At 42.1% G+C, this 16,364-nt stretch carries 16 protein-coding genes; 9 read left to right on the top strand and 7 right to left on the bottom strand.

All coding sequences use genetic code 11. From position 1 onward, the window contains the following. Positions 1 to 79: 79 nt before the first annotated feature. Positions 80 to 988 (bottom strand): LysR family transcriptional regulator, encoded by a 909-nt coding sequence (locus BWK47_RS06605; RefSeq protein WP_162328055.1) that lies wholly within the window; start codon positions 986 to 988, stop codon positions 80 to 82. Positions 989 to 1,060: 72 nt separating this feature from the next. Between BWK47_RS06605 and BWK47_RS06600 the strand changes: the two genes are divergently transcribed. The 7 genes from BWK47_RS06600 to BWK47_RS06570 all read left to right on the top strand — a co-directional run bounded on the left by BWK47_RS06600 (position 1,061) and on the right by BWK47_RS06570 (position 6,154). Beyond that, a complete protein-coding gene (locus BWK47_RS06600) occupies positions 1,061 to 1,477 on the top strand; it encodes a hypothetical protein (protein WP_162328054.1) in 417 nt (138 codons plus the stop codon). A gap of 79 nt (positions 1,478 to 1,556) precedes the next feature. Further along, positions 1,557 to 2,213 carry a peroxiredoxin-like family protein gene (locus tag BWK47_RS06595; protein ID WP_162328053.1) on the top strand — a complete coding sequence of 219 codons (657 nt, stop codon included), beginning with the start codon at positions 1,557 to 1,559 and terminating at the stop codon, positions 2,211 to 2,213. Between the two features lie 34 nt (positions 2,214 to 2,247). After that, positions 2,248 to 2,730 (top strand): hypothetical protein, encoded by a 483-nt coding sequence (locus BWK47_RS06590; RefSeq protein ID WP_162328052.1) that lies wholly within the window; start codon positions 2,248 to 2,250, stop codon positions 2,728 to 2,730. A 195-nt stretch (positions 2,731 to 2,925) separates the two neighbouring features. Then, on the top strand, positions 2,926 to 3,933 hold the full coding sequence (locus BWK47_RS06585) for an adenylate/guanylate cyclase domain-containing protein (RefSeq protein WP_162328051.1): 1,008 nt from the start codon (positions 2,926 to 2,928) through the stop codon (positions 3,931 to 3,933). Between the two features lie 90 nt (positions 3,934 to 4,023). Next, complete coding sequence (locus BWK47_RS06580) at positions 4,024 to 4,731, top strand: DUF4079 domain-containing protein (protein WP_162328050.1); 708 nt, start codon at positions 4,024 to 4,026, stop codon at positions 4,729 to 4,731. Between the two features lie 16 nt (positions 4,732 to 4,747). Then, positions 4,748 to 5,101, top strand: coding sequence for a cupin domain-containing protein (locus BWK47_RS06575; RefSeq protein ID WP_237269895.1), 354 nt, complete (start codon positions 4,748 to 4,750; stop codon positions 5,099 to 5,101). Positions 5,102 to 5,104: 3 nt separating this feature from the next. After that, positions 5,105 to 6,154, top strand: coding sequence for a DMT family transporter (locus BWK47_RS06570; protein WP_162328048.1), 1,050 nt, complete (start codon positions 5,105 to 5,107; stop codon positions 6,152 to 6,154). 163 nt (positions 6,155 to 6,317) lie between these two features. Here the strand turns inward: BWK47_RS06570 and BWK47_RS06565 are convergent, their stop codons facing one another. After that, positions 6,318 to 7,097 (bottom strand): hypothetical protein, encoded by a 780-nt coding sequence (locus BWK47_RS06565; protein ID WP_162328047.1) that lies wholly within the window; start codon positions 7,095 to 7,097, stop codon positions 6,318 to 6,320. Positions 7,098 to 7,622: 525 nt separating this feature from the next. Between BWK47_RS06565 and mutS the strand changes: the two genes are divergently transcribed. Next, positions 7,623 to 10,259: a DNA mismatch repair protein MutS gene (mutS, locus tag BWK47_RS06560; RefSeq protein WP_237269893.1), complete on the top strand. Its 2,637-nt coding sequence runs from the start codon at positions 7,623 to 7,625 to the stop codon at positions 10,257 to 10,259. A 168-nt stretch (positions 10,260 to 10,427) separates the two neighbouring features. Here mutS and lptC read toward each other — a convergent pair whose 3' ends face one another. The 4 genes from lptC to BWK47_RS06540 all read right to left on the bottom strand — a co-directional run bounded on the left by lptC (position 10,428) and on the right by BWK47_RS06540 (position 15,214). Next, entirely contained in the window at positions 10,428 to 11,621 is a 1,194-nt protein-coding gene (gene lptC, locus BWK47_RS06555; RefSeq protein WP_237269892.1) for an LPS export ABC transporter periplasmic protein LptC, read from the bottom strand. Positions 11,622 to 11,973: 352 nt separating this feature from the next. After that, on the bottom strand, positions 11,974 to 12,270 hold the full coding sequence (locus tag BWK47_RS06550; RefSeq protein WP_162328045.1) for a KGK domain-containing protein: 297 nt from the start codon (positions 12,268 to 12,270) through the stop codon (positions 11,974 to 11,976). Positions 12,271 to 12,280: 10 nt separating this feature from the next. Further along, positions 12,281 to 12,712: a KGK domain-containing protein gene (locus tag BWK47_RS06545; protein WP_162328044.1), complete on the bottom strand. Its 432-nt coding sequence runs from the start codon at positions 12,710 to 12,712 to the stop codon at positions 12,281 to 12,283. Positions 12,713 to 12,775: 63 nt separating this feature from the next. After that, positions 12,776 to 15,214 (bottom strand): dynamin-like GTPase family protein, encoded by a 2,439-nt coding sequence (locus BWK47_RS06540; RefSeq protein WP_162328043.1) that lies wholly within the window; start codon positions 15,212 to 15,214, stop codon positions 12,776 to 12,778. Positions 15,215 to 15,327: 113 nt separating this feature from the next. Between BWK47_RS06540 and BWK47_RS06535 the strand changes: the two genes are divergently transcribed. After that, the gene (locus tag BWK47_RS06535; RefSeq protein WP_162328042.1) at positions 15,328 to 15,570 is read left to right on the top strand and encodes an HNH endonuclease; all 243 of its coding nucleotides are present in this window, start codon (positions 15,328 to 15,330) and stop codon (positions 15,568 to 15,570) included. A gap of 287 nt (positions 15,571 to 15,857) precedes the next feature. On the opposite strand, the gene BWK47_RS06530 is transcribed toward BWK47_RS06535, so the two are convergent. Continuing rightward, the gene (locus BWK47_RS06530; RefSeq protein ID WP_237269890.1) at positions 15,858 to 16,346 is read right to left on the bottom strand and encodes a hypothetical protein; all 489 of its coding nucleotides are present in this window, start codon (positions 16,344 to 16,346) and stop codon (positions 15,858 to 15,860) included. Between the last annotated feature and the right edge of the window lie 18 nt (positions 16,347 to 16,364).

Here is a 16,364-nt window from a genome sequence, read left to right as displayed (position 1 = left end):
CTCCTTCTGCTCTTAACTCTTAGTTTTCCTTTTTTTCTTCTCCTACTTGCTATCCATTACAAGACTTTATAAATGGGCTCTAGACACCATAATCAGAAACCCAGGGATCTAGCTTAAATTCTTCCCGCAAAAAATCAATAAAGCAATGAACTTTGGCAGGATAAAAGCGACTGCGACGATAGACCGCATAAATGGGAAAAGGGATGGGTTGATAGTCCTGTAAAACAACTTTAAGATTCCCCTGGTAAATATCGTCACCAAACATCCAGATGGGAGCAATTGCAATGCCTAAACCTGATAAAACTGCGGCTCGCACAGCAACAGAGCTATTGGTTTGAAAACTACCTTTAACATTGATTGCAATGACTCCATTTTTTCCATGAAAATGCCATTCATTAATGGTGGATAAGGATGTGTATACAATACAGTTGTGTCTGGTCAATTCCTCTGGTGTTTTCGGTTCCCCTGATTTTTCAAAATAACTGGTACTGGCGACTGTTACACGACGAGTAATACCAATTCTTTCACTAATTAGAGCCTTATCTTGATGATTTCCAATACGAATAGCAAGATCTAGTCCTTCCTGCACCATATCAACAAAATAGTCGGCCATCATTAAATCTATTTTGACCTGGGGATAACGGGCGATAAACAGGCTTAAGCGGGGCACAATTTGCATTTCGCCGAATAGGACTGAACAACCCAGCCGTAAGGTGCCAACGGCTTTTTCTTTACCTTCTAAACTTGCTTCAGCTTCCGCAACTGTTTCTAAAATTTGTTGACAGTATTGATAATATTGTTTCCCTTCCTCTGTCAAATTTAGTTTGGTAGTGGAGCGAGTGATTAACCGTACCCCCAGATATTTTTCCAAGGCGGCAATTTGTTTACTGATAGTTGGTTGAGTTGTTTGTTGCTCCCTCGCGGCGGCGGAAAAGCTATTCATTTCAATTGCTCGAACAAAGCTCTGCATACAAGCAAGACGATCCATCGCAATACCTATTCCAATCTGGCATATGGCATATTCTATTTTGCCGGCTTCCCATCGAAAAAAAAACAGGCAATGATATCTCAATCAATAATTCCCATTCCTAAAAACTCGATGTTAAGACTAAAAACCGTTAGTTCTTTGCTAACCCCCCTTATTCTGGCTGGCATGATTGGCCTAGGAGATGTGGCCTTTCACAGTTTTCTACCCCAAACTCAAAGTACGGCGATCGCCGCTCCCCCTTCGGCAAGCCAAGAACAGATCGAACTTATTATCGCCAGCAAAGGAAAAACAGGCAGTGGAGACCAATTGAGGCGATTTTTTTACGGTGATCTAGAACCATTAGGAGTGCAACCGGGGGGCGCTGGAATGGTTGTCAATCTGTACAGTAAAAAGAACGATGTTACCTTTTCCTATTGTGCAACCTACGACGTAGTTGTGGCAGTAAAAGGAGGCCGGGTCGCCATGTTTCCCGCCAGTGAAGTCAAGTAGATCTCCGGGAATTTGTTCAATTAGGGCAATCTTTAGGGGATATGATGGGTTATAGCCTCCAGCTATCTCCGGAAAGATTGTGAATTTACAAATTGAATTATACAAGTTCCAGCAAGAATCTTTGAAAAGGTCTTCACCTGAAAGAGCTGCTATTTTTTCTGATTTTATTCAAGGTCTGAGTGAGGAATTTAGAAATCGAAGACTATTAAGAATAGGAGATTTTGCCCCAGACTTTACCCTGAAGAATACCAAAGGAGAAACGATCATTCTCTCCGAACAATTAAAGACTGGTCCCGTATTACTTAAGTTTTTTCGAGGTTACTGGTGTCCCTATTGTGGTTTAGAATTGCGCGCTTATCAAAAGGTTGTTAATAAAATTAGGGCATTGGGAGGGACAATTCTGGCTATTTCTCCCCAAACTCTAGTTGCTTCTCAAAAAACCATTGATCGTCATGATTTGACTTACGATCTCCTCAGCGACAGTGGTTTTCAAACAGCTCAGGATTATGGATTAGTTTTTACCGTTCCCGATGCTGTTAAGCAAATTTATTTACAATCGGGCTGTGTTATTCCTGAGCACAATGGCACTGAAGAATGGCTATTACCCGTACCGGCCACATTTGTAATTGATTGCCGTGGTCACATCGCCCTAGCTTACATCAATGTGGACTTTCGTGTTCGCTACGAACCTGAGGATGCCATTGCCATTTTACTGTCTCTTTTTGTTGGCAATTGACTAATTTTTTTCCTAATTTAAGGAATTTAACGCTATGAATATTCGTCCCCTTGTTAGTTCTTTGTCTGCTTTAGCTATTTCTGTAGCTCTGTTGCCCTTGGCTAATTTCCCAGCCCAAGCCCAAATGGTAATGCGTTTTACCACTCCCTTTGTCACGGATTCTGGTTTTGTGGGAGCCGCCGGCAATATGCACTACGTCACCCTAGCCGTTACCGGATTTTCCTTAGAATCGGCCACCATTAGTTTACCCATTGACATGGGGCGTTCCATTGATGTCAAAGCTTTTGATCCTAATGGCAGGGAAATTCCCACCACCACAAAAGTGTCCCCTGGGGGAGTAACCATCGACTTTAACCAACCGGTTGAGGCTAATACTTATGTCAGACTGCAATTATCGGGGATTGATATGTCACGAATGGGGGGACGGGTTCTTTATCGTGTCACCACTAAGCTAGAGGGTGTCGATGGAGATATTCCCATTGGTTCGGCAATGGTTCGCTTGAAAGAGCAAGGTTAAGATTAGTAATAATTTAATCCTAGGCGTTGCAAAATTAGGATATAACCAGCAAAACTTATAACCAATTTTGTTTTTATTTCTTCGATCTGCAATGTCTATTAATTAGCCTAATCCATTGATTATGTTTTGCTAATCAATGGGTTAACTTAAGTAATCAAAAAGCACTGACTTGCTGGAAATTTAAGAGATTCAAATGTGAATAAAGTGCCGATTCTTATCTGTTTGCCCGACAATCGACTACTGGAAATTGACTCAAACGAGACTATTTTGGACGCTCTTTTAAAGGGTGATATTGCCCATATAAGTGTGTGCGGTGGGAAAGCCAATTGCTCAACCTGCCGCATTATGGTTCTAGATGGTATAAAAAATTGCAGTCCTCCTACCAGTATCGAACAAGCCCTTGCTAAAAAATTAGATTTTCCCTTTCACGTCCGTCTAGCGTGTCAAACAAAACTATCAAATTCAGCAACTATCCGTCGTTTAGTATTGGATGAGGGCGATATAGATTTAATTGATCATCAACTAACTACGGGGGCAATCAATACTGAGCGCAATGTTGCCCTATTAATGGCTAATATTCGTGGGGCAACTAATTTTGATGAAGTTAATTTTCCCTACGATATTGTCTATGTTATGGGACGCTATTTCAGTCAAATGCAAAAAATCATTGAAAAATATGGAGGGACAATTTCCAACGTCATGGGACGAAAAATGTTAGTTGCTTTTGGTCTTAAGGAGTTTGATATTTCTGCCACAGAAAGGGCAACTTGGGCCGCCTTGGAAATGTTTAAATCGGTTCAAGAATTAAATACCTTATTAAACCAAATGCGCTATCGCCCCTTGAATTTAAGTATGGGGATTCATTCTGGAAGTGTTGTTTTTGTTCCATTGGTGGCGGCGCAATCTACCCTATTAACGCCCCTAGGTGAGGTGGCCGCCATTGTCAATCTTCTCGAATCAGCAAACAAACTAAAAGGAACACAACTATTAGTTTCCCAAGATGTTTATCAAGTAATTAAGAACCAGGCAAGGGTAGGCAATCAAATCATCCTCAAAGAAAAAGAAACTGCTCTGCAAGCCTATGAAATTTTGGCAATGCAAGGCACTCCCCCCATTATCGAAGATGTTGAGGTTGTTCCACGTCGTCAACGGCTTCTGACATTTGTTAAAAAATTTGCAGGTTCTTGGCTAAAATCTTCTTAAAATATCCCTTTTTCTGCTGGAAAAAGAGAATTTAAATATTTAGTCTTAAATTATTTAAAAATTGTTTAATAAACTCGGGGATTAATTTTTATGATGGATTTTCAAGATACCTGGTCTTTGTTACATCCGGCGATCGCCGTGGTTGTGGTTTTTCCTCTGTTGGGCATTGTGCTTAACCGTGCTTTGCTCACCAGGGAAAGGCGTTTAGCGATGAAAGTGGGGGAGAAAAGTAAAATTCCTCCCATCGTTGGCGGCGAACACGTGGCGATCGGAAGATATCTTAGTATGGCGGTGGTGGGGGTTACTTTTTTAGGGTTAGCCTATCCCATTTTTTCCAAGTTTATTAATAAAAACCTAATTTCTGAAGAGCCTTTTCGGGTTGTCTTTATCATTGTCCTGTTCATTTTAAGCATTACTTCTTTTGTCTTTCTTTTTCGAGCAAAAATAAGAATTTGGCGGGGGATCTTTGCCACTTTGACGGGTATGGGATTAGTGTTGTTAGGGAGTCAGCCTGAAATTTATCGTCGAGGGCATGAATGGTTTATTTCTCATTTTTACTATGGAATTTTAGCCGCGCTGTTAATGATTTTTTCAGTGGCTACGATTCAAGATATTTATCAAGATCGTCGAAATCGTTGGCGTAATGCCCACATTATTATTAATAGTTTCGCTTTATTGCTCTTTATTGGTCAGGGCATAACTGGGGCAAGGGATTTGCTGGAAATTCCACTTCATTGGCAAAAGCCTTATATTTATCAATGTGATTCCGTCGCTAAAACCTGTCCTCAGTTCAAATAAAGAGAGGATTATTGCAATGGATAACCAACGAATTTTTGGACTAGAGCAAATTGCTTGTTTTTCGGAGCAAGGGGCAACGGTAACGTCGATAATCGAGACGGAAAACTCTAGTATTGCGATTTGGGGTGTTCAGCCTCAGCAGATTGTTCAGCCCCATTCCCATCCCGATGGTCAGGATACCTGGGTAATGCTCAAAGGTACTTTAACTTACTGTTTGGGAGATGGACAAACTCAAATTTTGCGCCAAGGAGATGTGGCGATCGCCGAGAAAAATCAAGTTCATGGGGCCATTAACCATGGTCGGGAAAATGCGATTTTTGTTTCTATCTATTCGGCTCCCCACATTGGCTATCAAAAGGAATCAGCATAGTAAATGAAACCTGTTTTTTCTGGCTTTCAGACTTTTCTCAAACAAGTTCCTAGTCCAATTTATCTTGCCCTTGCTGTTGTTATTTTTTCGGCTGCCAATCCTGTAACTAGTCGTATTATCGAATTGGGTAAAACGTATGAGATCAACGGTCGGAATCCTATTTCCTTCTGTAATGTCCTCTTTGTTGGTAATTTATGCGCCTTGGGTTTAATGATCTTAATTTTTTACCCTGATTGGCAATTTCATAAATTAAGAAAATTAACCCGAAAAGATTGGTTACTTTTGACTATTACAGCTGTTTTCTCAAGGGCGATCGCCCCTGGATTAATGTTCAGTGCTTTAGAAAAAACTAATGTAACTAATGTGGTTTTAATTGGACGGCTGGAACCAGTCTTTACCTTAATTTTAAGTATCTTATTGCTAAAAGTATCAGTTAATTGGTTAAGCATGGTGGCGACCTTAATTTCTTTTGTCGGAGTCGCTGTTACGGTTTTTTGGGGGGTTGCTGATCCCCTTGATACGTTGGTCAATTTCGATTTTGGCTTGGGGGAAAGCTTTGTGGCGATCGCCGCTTTTATTTCAGCAATCACAACAATTTTGAGTAAGCAACAATTACAATCCATTCCCGTAGGTATTTTTACTGTTTATCGTAGTTTGCTGGGAACTTTTGTGTTTTTTTGGATAGCAGTTATTCTTTACGGATTTGACCATTTTATGGATGTTTCTTCTCCCATTTTATGGCAATGGATGTTAATTTATGGTGCTATTATTGTCGTTGTTGGTCAAGTGGCTTGGTTAGCCGGTCTCAAAAATGCAAGTTTTATTCAAATTAACTTAGCAAGTCTAGTAACTCCTATTTTAGCAATTATTTTTGCCTATCTAATCTTGCTGGAAACGCCCACAAACGCTCAGTATTTAGGCGGAATCTTGTTGTTGTTGGGGGCAATACTAAGTTTTATTGATAATCTGAAAACAGCAAAAAATAAGCAAGCTTCAAAGCTCTTAAATTCCAGGGAAGTAATTGATACGAATGTTGGCTTTAGAGGAGTTTAGGCAACCTTTCTTAAAATCGAGCTCTCTAATAAAGACTCTTAATTGAAGAAGTTAACCTATGGAAATTACGATCAAACTTTCTGATGCGCTACAAATTAGCAAAGCAGATATTGGTACTGAGCTAGCAGTTTCCTTGAAATTATTAAGGCATAACATTTTGAAGCTAGCGACTCTTCAACAGTCGTTCAATTTTCGACAAGATTGTCTTTGCAGTTTCCTTTGCAGAATTGCTTGATTTGCAGCTCTCAGCAGATACACGAATAATCCTTACCCCTTCATCTTCCAGGTGAGATAAGCGTTCTTGTGCTGCCGCTGGGGATTCTTGGTGCCAGCGATCTCCGTCTACTTCAACAACAAACGTCATGCCCTGACAAATGAGAATAAAATCAGGTTCAATCCGTTTGAAGCGTGGTTGGTTAGATGTTACTACAGGTAACGGCATCACGGGCAAGCCCGTCTCACGTAGAGCAATAAATAGCAGAACTTCTGGTTGGGATCTAAACAGCAGTCCTTCATGCTCTATATGTGCTGTATTGGAAGAATGTGCGCGCCCTTGATTTGTCAAGCTTTTGAACGGTGTAATCGGTTTTACTAGAAGCTGAACAATAAACTCATGAGCATCGTTGGCAATAATAGACTTAGTTAGTTCAGTAAGCTCTTCCTCAATTTTAGTTCGTTCTTCTGATCCATTAAACCTAGCCCAGTCTCTTGCTGGCATTTGCACTTCTATTAACCATGTCCATATACCACCGTCCCAATTATCGTAGTTTTTGAGAGTGATAATAACCCCATGGGAGCGCAGTGCCAGAGAAACACTATCTAGCCCCCGCAAATCTGCAAGCTCTGCAAGAGTACTAGCAAGAGTTTCAGGGGAGATGGGCACAGGGCACTCATCATATGATAGAGGACCGTTACGTCCATATAAAGAACGGGGGTTATCCATAGAGTATAAAGTTTAAAACTCAGATCTAAATTGATTGCAATTTCGTAAAATTAGTATTTTAAACTTGCGGTACGAAATTTGGATCGTATTATGCTGAATCATCTAGCTAGTGAATTGCATTCTTAATTAGTTTAGCCTAATGTATTTGATCAATAATAATACGAAAATAGTGATTGATTGAAACCTTCACGGGGGAAAAGCTACAGCTTTTTGATAAATTTTCTTTGTGAACCATTTTTTCCAACATATATCCTGGCGAAATGCCTATTTCATGAGACTCTTAGCGAAAGGAGCCCTAAAATCTGAGATTGATAACAGAATGGGTAGATGTGATAAAGACCTTGATGGCTCTTTATTTCGGGTGTCACTCACTATCATTCTACCTGCCTAATTCGAATCGCTACTCTACCGGTGTACCCCGTCATGAGTTTCTAGATGATCGTTGTTTAGCTTGATAATCTCATAGATTTTCTCTTAAGCAAATCTTTTACAATGGAGGGTCTCTCCACAGAATTTTCCCTTTCCATGACTGATACTCCGATCCTCGGCACTGTTAAAGAACCCCAACGGGACTATCGCACCCTCGATCGCCAGAAGTTGACGCCGATGTTCCAGCACTACACGGAGGTTAAGGAACAGTATCAAGGGGCCTTGTTGCTGTATCGGGTGGGGGATTTTTTTGAGTGTTTTTTCCAAGATGCGGTGATCATTGCCCGGGAATTGGAACTGATTTTAACTAGCAAGGAAGGGGGCAAGGAAATCGGCCGGGTGGCCATGACGGGGGTGCCCCACCACGCCTTGGACCGTTACGCCCGGCAGTTGGTGGAAAAGGGTTACGCCGTGGCCATCTGTGACCAGGTGGAGGATGCAGCGGAAGCCCAGGCAGAAAAACGCATGGTGGAACGGCAAGTAACAAAGTTGCTTACCCCCGGCACTTTGACCGATGACAGTATGCTCCCAGCCAAGCGGAATAATTTCCTGGCGGCGATCGCCATGGTGGACGATAAATGGGGCCTGGCCCATGCGGACATTTCCACGGGGGAATTTTTCACTTGTCAGTCTAGTAACTTGGATGACCTGGCGGTGGAGTTATTAAGACTACAACCTTCGGAGGTATTGATTCCGACCTCAGCACCGGACATTCGCAATATTTTGCGTCCCGGGGAACCGTCAGAACATATCCCGAAACAATTACCCACCAGTTTTTGTTATTCTCTCCGTTCCCAAGCGCCCTTTTCCTTGGTGGAAGCAAAACAGAGATTACTAACCACTTTTCGAGTTAAATCTTTGGAGGGCATGGGCTGTGAAGGTTTACCCCTAGCAATCCGGGCAGCGGGGGGATTGCTGGAATATATCGAAGATACCCAAAAAGCCCATGTGGTACCCATTCAACCATTAAAAACCTATGGCTTAACCGATTTTTTGGTTTTGGATCACCAAACCCGACGCAACTTGGAAATTAACCAAACTGTGCGGGATGGTAGTTTCCATGGTTCCCTGCTCTGGGCTTTAGATCGCACCAGTACCACCATGGGTAGTCGGGCTTTGCGGCGTTGGCTATTGCAACCCCTATTGGATCTCAAAGGTATCCAAGCTCGCCAGGATACCATCCAAGAGTTGTACCATCACCCCGCTTTGCGTCAGGATTTACGGCAATTGCTCCGGCAAATTTACGATTTGGAACGGTTAACGGGGCGAATTGGGGCTAACACCGCCAGTGCTAGGGATGTGTATGGCTTAGCATCTTCATTGGTGCGGTTGACGGATTTAGCTGAATTGGCCCAGGAAGGCCATAGTCCCTATTTAAAAGCCCTACAGACAGTGCCGCCGGAGTTGGAAGAATTGGGCAAATATGTGTTAGCCCACATTGTGGAAAATCCCCCCTTACATATTCGGGAAGGCAATTTAATTCGTAGTGGTGTTAACCCGACGTTGGATGAAATGCGTCAAAGTTTGGAAGATGATAATCAATGGTTAGCTAATTTAGAAGTAACAGAGCGAGAAAAAACTGGTATTGCTAATCTTAAAGTTGGTTATAACAAAGCCTTTGGTTATTATTTAAGTCTGCCCCGTAGTAAATCAGAACAGGCTCCAGAAAACTATATTCGTAAACAAACTTTAGTCAATGAAGAAAGATACATTACACCGGAATTAAAGGAGCGGGAAACCCGTATTCTCACCGCCCAAGCTGACTTGAATCAATTGGAGTATGAAATTTTTACTGAAGTGCGGGCCACAGTGGCGGAAAAAGCCCAACCAATTCGGGACGTAGCCAAGGCCGTAGCGGCGATCGATGTGTTGGCAGGTCTAGCAGAAGTGGCTGTGTATCAGGGTTATTGCCGTCCCATTATGCAAATGGAACCAGGCTTAATTGACATTGAAGCAGGTCGCCATCCAGTGGTGGAACAATCCCTTGGGGCAGGTTTTTTTGTTGCTAACGACACCCAATTGGGCCACGACCATTGGCATCCTGATTTAGTAATTTTAACTGGGCCCAATGCCAGTGGCAAAAGTTGTTATTTGCGTCAAGTTGGCTTAATACAGTTAATGGCCCAAACCGGTAGTTTTATTCCTGCTAAGACCGCTACCCTGAGCATTTGTGACCGTATTTTCACCCGGGTGGGAGCTGTGGATGATCTAGCTACGGGGCAGTCAACTTTTATGGTGGAAATGAATGAAACTGCCAATATTCTTAACCATGCCACCGCTAAATCTTTGGTTTTATTGGATGAAATTGGTCGGGGTACGGCCACCTTTGACGGTTTGGCGATCGCCTGGTCGGTGGCGGAATATCTAGCGGGGGAAATCCAAGCCCGGACAATTTTTGCTACCCATTACCATGAATTAAACGAGTTAGCTTCTTTGCTGGAAAATGTGGCTAACTTTCAAGTGACAGTAAAAGAATTGCCAGAAGAAATTATCTTTTTACACCAAGTAACACCAGGGGGAGCGGATAAATCCTATGGCATTGAAGCGGGGCGTTTAGCGGGATTGCCTAGTTCAGTGATTACCAGGGCCCGGCAGGTGATGGCCCAGATTGAAAAGCACAGTAAAATTGCTGTCGGTTTACGCAAGGGCAATCGAGGTAAAGTGATGGCTAGTCAAACGGCTGGTGAAACAACGGAAGATCAAGCTAAACAGTTAGACATTTTTGGCTTTTAGAACGTGTTTGAAAAGTTTCATTCTGCCCCCTAAATCTCCTCACTAAAGCTCCGGCAATAATGGGGGACTTTAACTCAGTTTTACTCCAAATTTAGGCGTCCAGAGGGGCTTTTAAAATAGACTCTTAGAGTTGTAAACGTTAGGAATTTGCTTAGTTAATAACTAGCTTTATTGATTAGGAAAAATTTCCGTCACTACTCTTTCCGGGCTAGTACTAGTTACCACCACATTATTATCCGGTAAAGATCCCTGGGCTAAATCCCCTGTGAGGTTAAATTTCACTCCTTTTTGTTGTTCATAGATAATATTTCCTTTTGCCTGCAACGTTTGGGGACCAAAATTGTAAGTTAACTCATCGGCATACAGTTGGGATTGTTGTTCTTGGCTCGTAGTATTAGTGCCCTGCTCTAGTTTAGCTATCCCGTCGGCTAGATTGACTGCTCCCCGGTTGCCGCGCACAGTAATTTGTTGTTTATAATCCACAATAGTGATGGGATTATCGGTGGAGACAAAGCGGTTTAGGTAAGACCAACTAATGGGTTCGGCAGCAATTTGCAACGGCGGTTCAACGGATTTAAATTGATTTAAGCCTGCTAAATGTACCAACTGTTGTTTCAGCAACAATTCTGCTTGGTTACTTTTCACTTCATCGGTGGCAGTTTTATCCACAAAGCGCACTAGGGTCAACGGGCGATCGCCAAAAACCCGATTGTTTTTAATTTCCCAGGTGATTCTGTCGGTTTTGAGTTCCAAGCGACGGGGGTCCTTGGGCTGATTTTGGTCTTTGGTATTGTGTTCTGTCACCGCCACCACATCGCCGGACACAATCAGCCTTTCTTCCTTCGTTTCGTAGCGTCCTTCCTTGGCGGTCACGGTCAAATCAGGGTGTTCCCCTTTCAAATTTTGCCGAGCAGTGAGAATGCTAGATTCCGTTTGCCACTCCACTTCCTGGGCCCGCAACACTGCCTTATTACGGGGGTCAAGGGCAACAATGTTTTCCCGCAGGAACAACGCTTTGCCGTCTTCAATAATTTCCCCTTTGTCCGCCTTCACCTGGAGCACCACTTTGCCATTTTCGTAAAAATCCCCTTTCACGTTCACTAGGGTGGCATTCTTCCCATCAACGCTATACCGAGCTTCCTCCACCTGAATTTTCCAGACAGTTTGCCCCTTAGCATTGGCTTGCTCTAGGGTGGCATTGTTGAGGGTGAGGCTACTTTCTTCCTTGGGCGGTGGGGGCTGACTTTTTTGTTCTAGGGGATCGGGCGGTGCACAACTGCTTAACATCAATGTGCTGAGGAGTAATCCCCCCCATAAAACGGAGGAGCAACGACGTAGGGGCAAAAAAAGTGAAGTTAGCAAAGTTTAACGAGATTATTTGAAAATAAATGATTAAATTAGGCTTTTTTCAGCAAACCGATTCCCAGGGAAAAACTGTTAGGGATTTTCAGGCTCCATTGCCGCTTTCAGTTTTCTATTCTAGGCGATCGCCATAATTAGAGTTGTTGCGGGTTAGCTAAAATAATCCCATGGTAACCATCCTGGCTCTATTGCCCCACTCCCTGGCCCAGATGCCCGATTAGCTCCGGCCGACTTCCTCAGCTTTTTACAGGAGTATGGTGAGTCATAATTGAGAGTTTAAAAACGCTTGTTATTTCTCTCTTTAAGCTCAGTTTATTAATATTTCAACCCCCTGATTTTATCCCTAAATTTTTTAAGATTGATTTTCGGTCATTTCTCGACGAATTTCATCGAGAGGTGATTCCGCTTCATCGGGAATAAATTCAAGGCTTATTTTAATTTTTCCTTTTTTCCATAGCTTACCAGGGGCAAGATATTGGCACTCTGCACCTTCAAATAACCACCTTTTGCCTATATCACTATTAAACCATTTTGTAAAAAAGGCTCCTAGTAATTCTTGAACAGTAAAAGTTTTATGATTAATACATATTTTGTCAGAGTCAGTTACTGAAACTACATCTTCAGGGTTAAGTAATTGTCTCTTGTCCATGGTAAAATCCTCAGCTATTTTGTTCTATTTCTCGACGAATTTCATCGAGAGGAGATTCGTATATGTCAAAATTATTTTCATCGGGAATAAATTCCAGTTCAAAGATCACCTTGGCTCTGACTTTTCCTTGCATCCATTCCCCAGATTTAGTATTTAATACTTCACCTTCTATGCCTTCTTCTGAAAAAACTTTACTGTTAATAGGCACATCTTTCTCTTTTTTTAAATACAGCAAAAGAATCTCAGTAAAGCTATCATATTCAGACTTTGGCTTACCGTAAGAGTGTCTTTCTTCTTGATAAGTCCATGAGCAGTTATTTAGTACATTAAAAATTTTATCAATAAGAGTTGACAACTTATAAAGAGAGCCATTCTCAAAACAGTTTATTACTGTATTTTGATTGAGCACAGCCAAGTATTTATTAAGTTTGACTTGTATCATGATTATTCAAATTTACTAAATTTCAAAAGCCATTTTTATCCTATCATAAGTTGATTTTAAGAACTATTGGAGTTCTTGTTCAACATCATTATTATTTACTTCAGCTACAGGTGTAACGAAATCGACCTTGGAAATAACAGGTAACTGCTCAAAAATTTGCATGGCTTTTAAACATTCATTAATGCTAACAATACTCGTTTGGTAAAGATCGATTTTCTGTTTAATCTCCGATTGTAAACGGGAATTGCGAGCAATTTTTTCTTCGGCATCCTGTTCCAACGTTTGCTCACGATATTTTCTTGCCACATCATACTGTTCTAAAATTATTTGGGCTTGTTCTTCTGCCATTGGTAGCAGATGGGTTTTTAGGGTATTATTGACGGTTTGTCGGAAATTTTTCCGTACAGTATTGAAAACTTTAGGTTCAAAATCTAGTTTTAGCAACTCCTTAATAGCTGGTTCCGCTTCCACGATCGCCTGGGCATCATAACCTTGGGAAGTTTGCTGGAGAGTTTGCCGGAATTGATAAATGGAAAAAGTACCTTCATCATAAAATCGGGGACTTTCCCGCACATAACGATCACATTCCGTTCGAGCTTCATTGACCAAGGCTTTAGTTATATCTTCCTCCGCCCGTCGTAATAGTTGCTCAATACCGCCATCATTGCCAATCAAACGATAAACTTGATGGTAACAATCCACTTTTCGTAGGCGATCACCTAATCGTTGAAAGAAATTTTTAACTAACTCATGAATAGCTTCTATGAAAGCATCTTCCAATTCATTGGCAAGATAATATAAAGCCTCCACCAAAACCGCAATAAAAGGAGCTGTGGAATTACGGGGATGACTTTCCGTTGCTCGCCTATAAGCATTCATTACCGAAAAAGTTTTTAACAACTCATCTAATCGAGCCACCATCCTTGCTTTTAATTTAGTAAAATCTTGGTCAAACTCCCGATCATTGCCGATAACTACATCATTAATTTGAGCACTCATATATTTTTTGAACTCAATACCCAGATTTTGCATTTCTTGATTAAGCAAAGTCAATTCCTGAGCTTTCATCGCGGCAATTTCCCGGGGCTGACTATCTAACTGCCGATAATTTTCTAGATAAAATTGTCGTAGAGCAATACATAGCGGTTGTAAATCATTAGCTAGAGTTGCAAATAGTTCAGGATATTTTTCTTCTGCTAAATAAAGGCCAATGCCGGAACGAAAAGATTCAATTCCGCTGTCATGGATTAGTTGATCAACTAATGGTATTCCCCATTCACTTAAAATTCTGACATAATTTTCATTAGATGTTTCATAACCATTGACCGAGACCCGGAAAGCAGTGGATAATAACTTACCAGAATTAGCACAGTAGTTATTAAATTCGCTAACAAATTGTGGTGTTTCTTCCTCTCCATCAAAACCTTTGATCATGGTGGCAAAAATTGAGTCCAAGCCAAAACGGGTACTACTATTAGTCTGCTTAACTTGGCTACCATAAAAACCAAGTAAACCACTGGTTTTATAGACCCTAGAATTATCCCGAAATTGCGACTGAATTAAACCCTCTAGCCGTTGTCGCAGTTGAGTATTGTACCAAGTATCGTCAATGCGATTAAACACATAAAATACCCGATCTCGGATGCCAGGATTTTTGCTGATGCGTTCTAATAATTGTGTTTCTTCTGCACTCATATCTCCTGCTGCTGCTGGTTTAAGCACACAGATCACTGCTGAGGTATCCGGGCTTTCAATTTTACGGTAAGCTCTTTCCGCATCTTCTTTAACTGGGGCATCAATCCCCGGCAAATCCACCAAGACATTGCCATCTTTTAATAATGAGTGATTACAAAAATAGTCCAATCGTTTAAGCACCGCACTATTGGCTCCCCGCCTCGCATAACCTGCCGCTTCAGCTAAACTAGAAAAATTTAACTGATCCATAGAATACGTGGAATTTTGTACAGTATTAATCCTTTCTCGATTTTGCTCAAATCCTATTAGTAGTAAATGTAGAGCATTGGCTTGTTTGGCTCGTTCTGACTTATTTTCTCCCCCTTCTTCTGCAATTATTTTCTGACAATATTGACTAACCACCTTCACTGCTTCAGGTTGATTAATATTTAAATCCCCCACATTGACATTGAGATATTTTGCTAAAATCAAAGCCTGCTGACGAATTTCCGCTTCACTCAAAAAAGTTAACACTACCCTTTCTTCATTGGCGTTAGCATATTCAATATGACATTCTGTCCCCGTGGCGTGACCTTCTGCACTATAAAGTAATTCCCGCTCCAACAACGCATTGATCAGCATGGACTTACCGGCACTAAAAGCCCCGGCAAAAACAATTTCAAACCGGGGGGACAGTGCCTTTCCTAAGGCCGTTTCCACAATGCTGGTGTCCTGCTGACTGCGGAGTGTGGGTTCCTGGCGCAGAAGCTCGATTAACTGATTAACTTGCTCACGGAGATTCTGACATTGGGGCGCAATCTTGGACATGGAAGCCTCGTTAGTGGAGAAATCGCTCTAATACAAGGCTATGCTCAAACTAATTGGCCGTTGACTTCGACTTTACAAAAATTGATATTTTCCTTGTTTCTTGTGCCACTCCCATGGAAAAAACGCCCCGTATTCCCATCCCTGCCGCCGTTCGTGAGTATGTTTTCCGAAGGGATAATTACCGTTGTCGAGCTTGTGGTTGTAGTCACAATGAAACGGCTTTACAGGTAGATCACATTATTCCTTTGGCAAGGGGCGGTAGTAATGACATGAGTAATCTGCAAACTCTTTGTCAGAGTTGTAATGGCAGTAAAGGAGCTAAGTTTGATCCCCGCTTTCGTCGTCGCCATTGCTAAGCATCAATGATCAAGATCGACAAAATTGATTAGCCTGTTGTGCTTGAGTGTGGTTGCCAACTCCAGCTCTTGGGTTTATTGCTTTTCCCTTTTGCTATCCCAGATCATTAATTCCACTGCAACATTGGCGATCGCCTTTTTTTGCTATAGCCTAAGCAAAATTACAACTTGGTAAGTTATGAAAGAAGATCTATTGCCCTTTCTTGCAGGCGTTGGCCTATTGGTGCTTTACCTAATTTGGTCCGCCAAAACCGAAATGGGTACCCGTTGGCCCTGGCGGAAATGAGTTATCGGGATGGGCAAAATTGATTAAGGTAACCAGAAACTAAGGCCATGCGATTGGGTTGGGTCTGTATGGTGAATGCTTCTCGCTCCAAGTCTTGGCGGTGAATATTGCCATACCTGAGCCAGAAAGGTTGGGCATAGACCAATGGTTCGGCCGTTACTCCCAGGGGGGCTAATTGACCTTTACCCTTACATACCTGGGCGGCATGGACTGCTTCATGGATAATGACCGGCACCGCAATACCCAGTTCAAAGGTGAGGGGGTGAATCCAAATGGTGCGGCTTTGAGCATTGATTAATCCATAGGCTCCCCGCTGGGGAGGGGGCGACAACAAAACTTTGAATTGCTTGGCTTCCAATTGTTGCTTCACACTGGCAAAGTCTGGATCTTGGGACGGCGTTTGGGCCATAACCCTAGCGGCAGGGGAAAACAGTAACCCAAAAGTCACAGCTAAGCCCAGCGGCATGATTAATTCCCGCCCAAGCTGCATAGGGATAAGGAAAGAAAA

The sequence above is a fragment of the Synechocystis sp. CACIAM 05 genome (assembly GCF_010222815.1).
Classification (GTDB): domain Bacteria; phylum Cyanobacteriota; class Cyanobacteriia; order Cyanobacteriales; family Microcystaceae; genus Synechocystis.
This window is presented reverse-complemented; position numbering and strand designations above follow the sequence as displayed.

Coding starts and splice junctions, on each gene's coding strand:
- BWK47_RS06605 (WP_162328055.1), bottom strand. CDS start 988: ATGGATCGTCTTGCTTGTATGCAGAGCTTTGTTCGAGCAATTGAAATG.
- BWK47_RS06600 (WP_162328054.1), top strand. CDS start 1,061: ATGATATCTCAATCAATAATTCCCATTCCTAAAAACTCGATGTTAAGA.
- BWK47_RS06590 (WP_162328052.1), top strand. CDS start 2,248: ATGAATATTCGTCCCCTTGTTAGTTCTTTGTCTGCTTTAGCTATTTCT.
- BWK47_RS06580 (WP_162328050.1), top strand. CDS start 4,024: ATGATGGATTTTCAAGATACCTGGTCTTTGTTACATCCGGCGATCGCC.
- BWK47_RS06575 (WP_237269895.1), top strand. CDS start 4,748: ATGGATAACCAACGAATTTTTGGACTAGAGCAAATTGCTTGTTTTTCG.
- BWK47_RS06570 (WP_162328048.1), top strand. CDS start 5,105: ATGAAACCTGTTTTTTCTGGCTTTCAGACTTTTCTCAAACAAGTTCCT.
- BWK47_RS06565 (WP_162328047.1), bottom strand. CDS start 7,097: ATGGATAACCCCCGTTCTTTATATGGACGTAACGGTCCTCTATCATAT.
- mutS (WP_237269893.1), top strand. CDS start 7,623: ATGACTGATACTCCGATCCTCGGCACTGTTAAAGAACCCCAACGGGAC.
- BWK47_RS06550 (WP_162328045.1), bottom strand. CDS start 12,270: ATGGACAAGAGACAATTACTTAACCCTGAAGATGTAGTTTCAGTAACT.
- BWK47_RS06545 (WP_162328044.1), bottom strand. CDS start 12,712: ATGATACAAGTCAAACTTAATAAATACTTGGCTGTGCTCAATCAAAAT.
- BWK47_RS06540 (WP_162328043.1), bottom strand. CDS start 15,214: ATGTCCAAGATTGCGCCCCAATGTCAGAATCTCCGTGAGCAAGTTAAT.
- BWK47_RS06535 (WP_162328042.1), top strand. CDS start 15,328: ATGGAAAAAACGCCCCGTATTCCCATCCCTGCCGCCGTTCGTGAGTAT.
- BWK47_RS06530 (WP_237269890.1), bottom strand. CDS start 16,346: ATGCAGCTTGGGCGGGAATTAATCATGCCGCTGGGCTTAGCTGTGACT.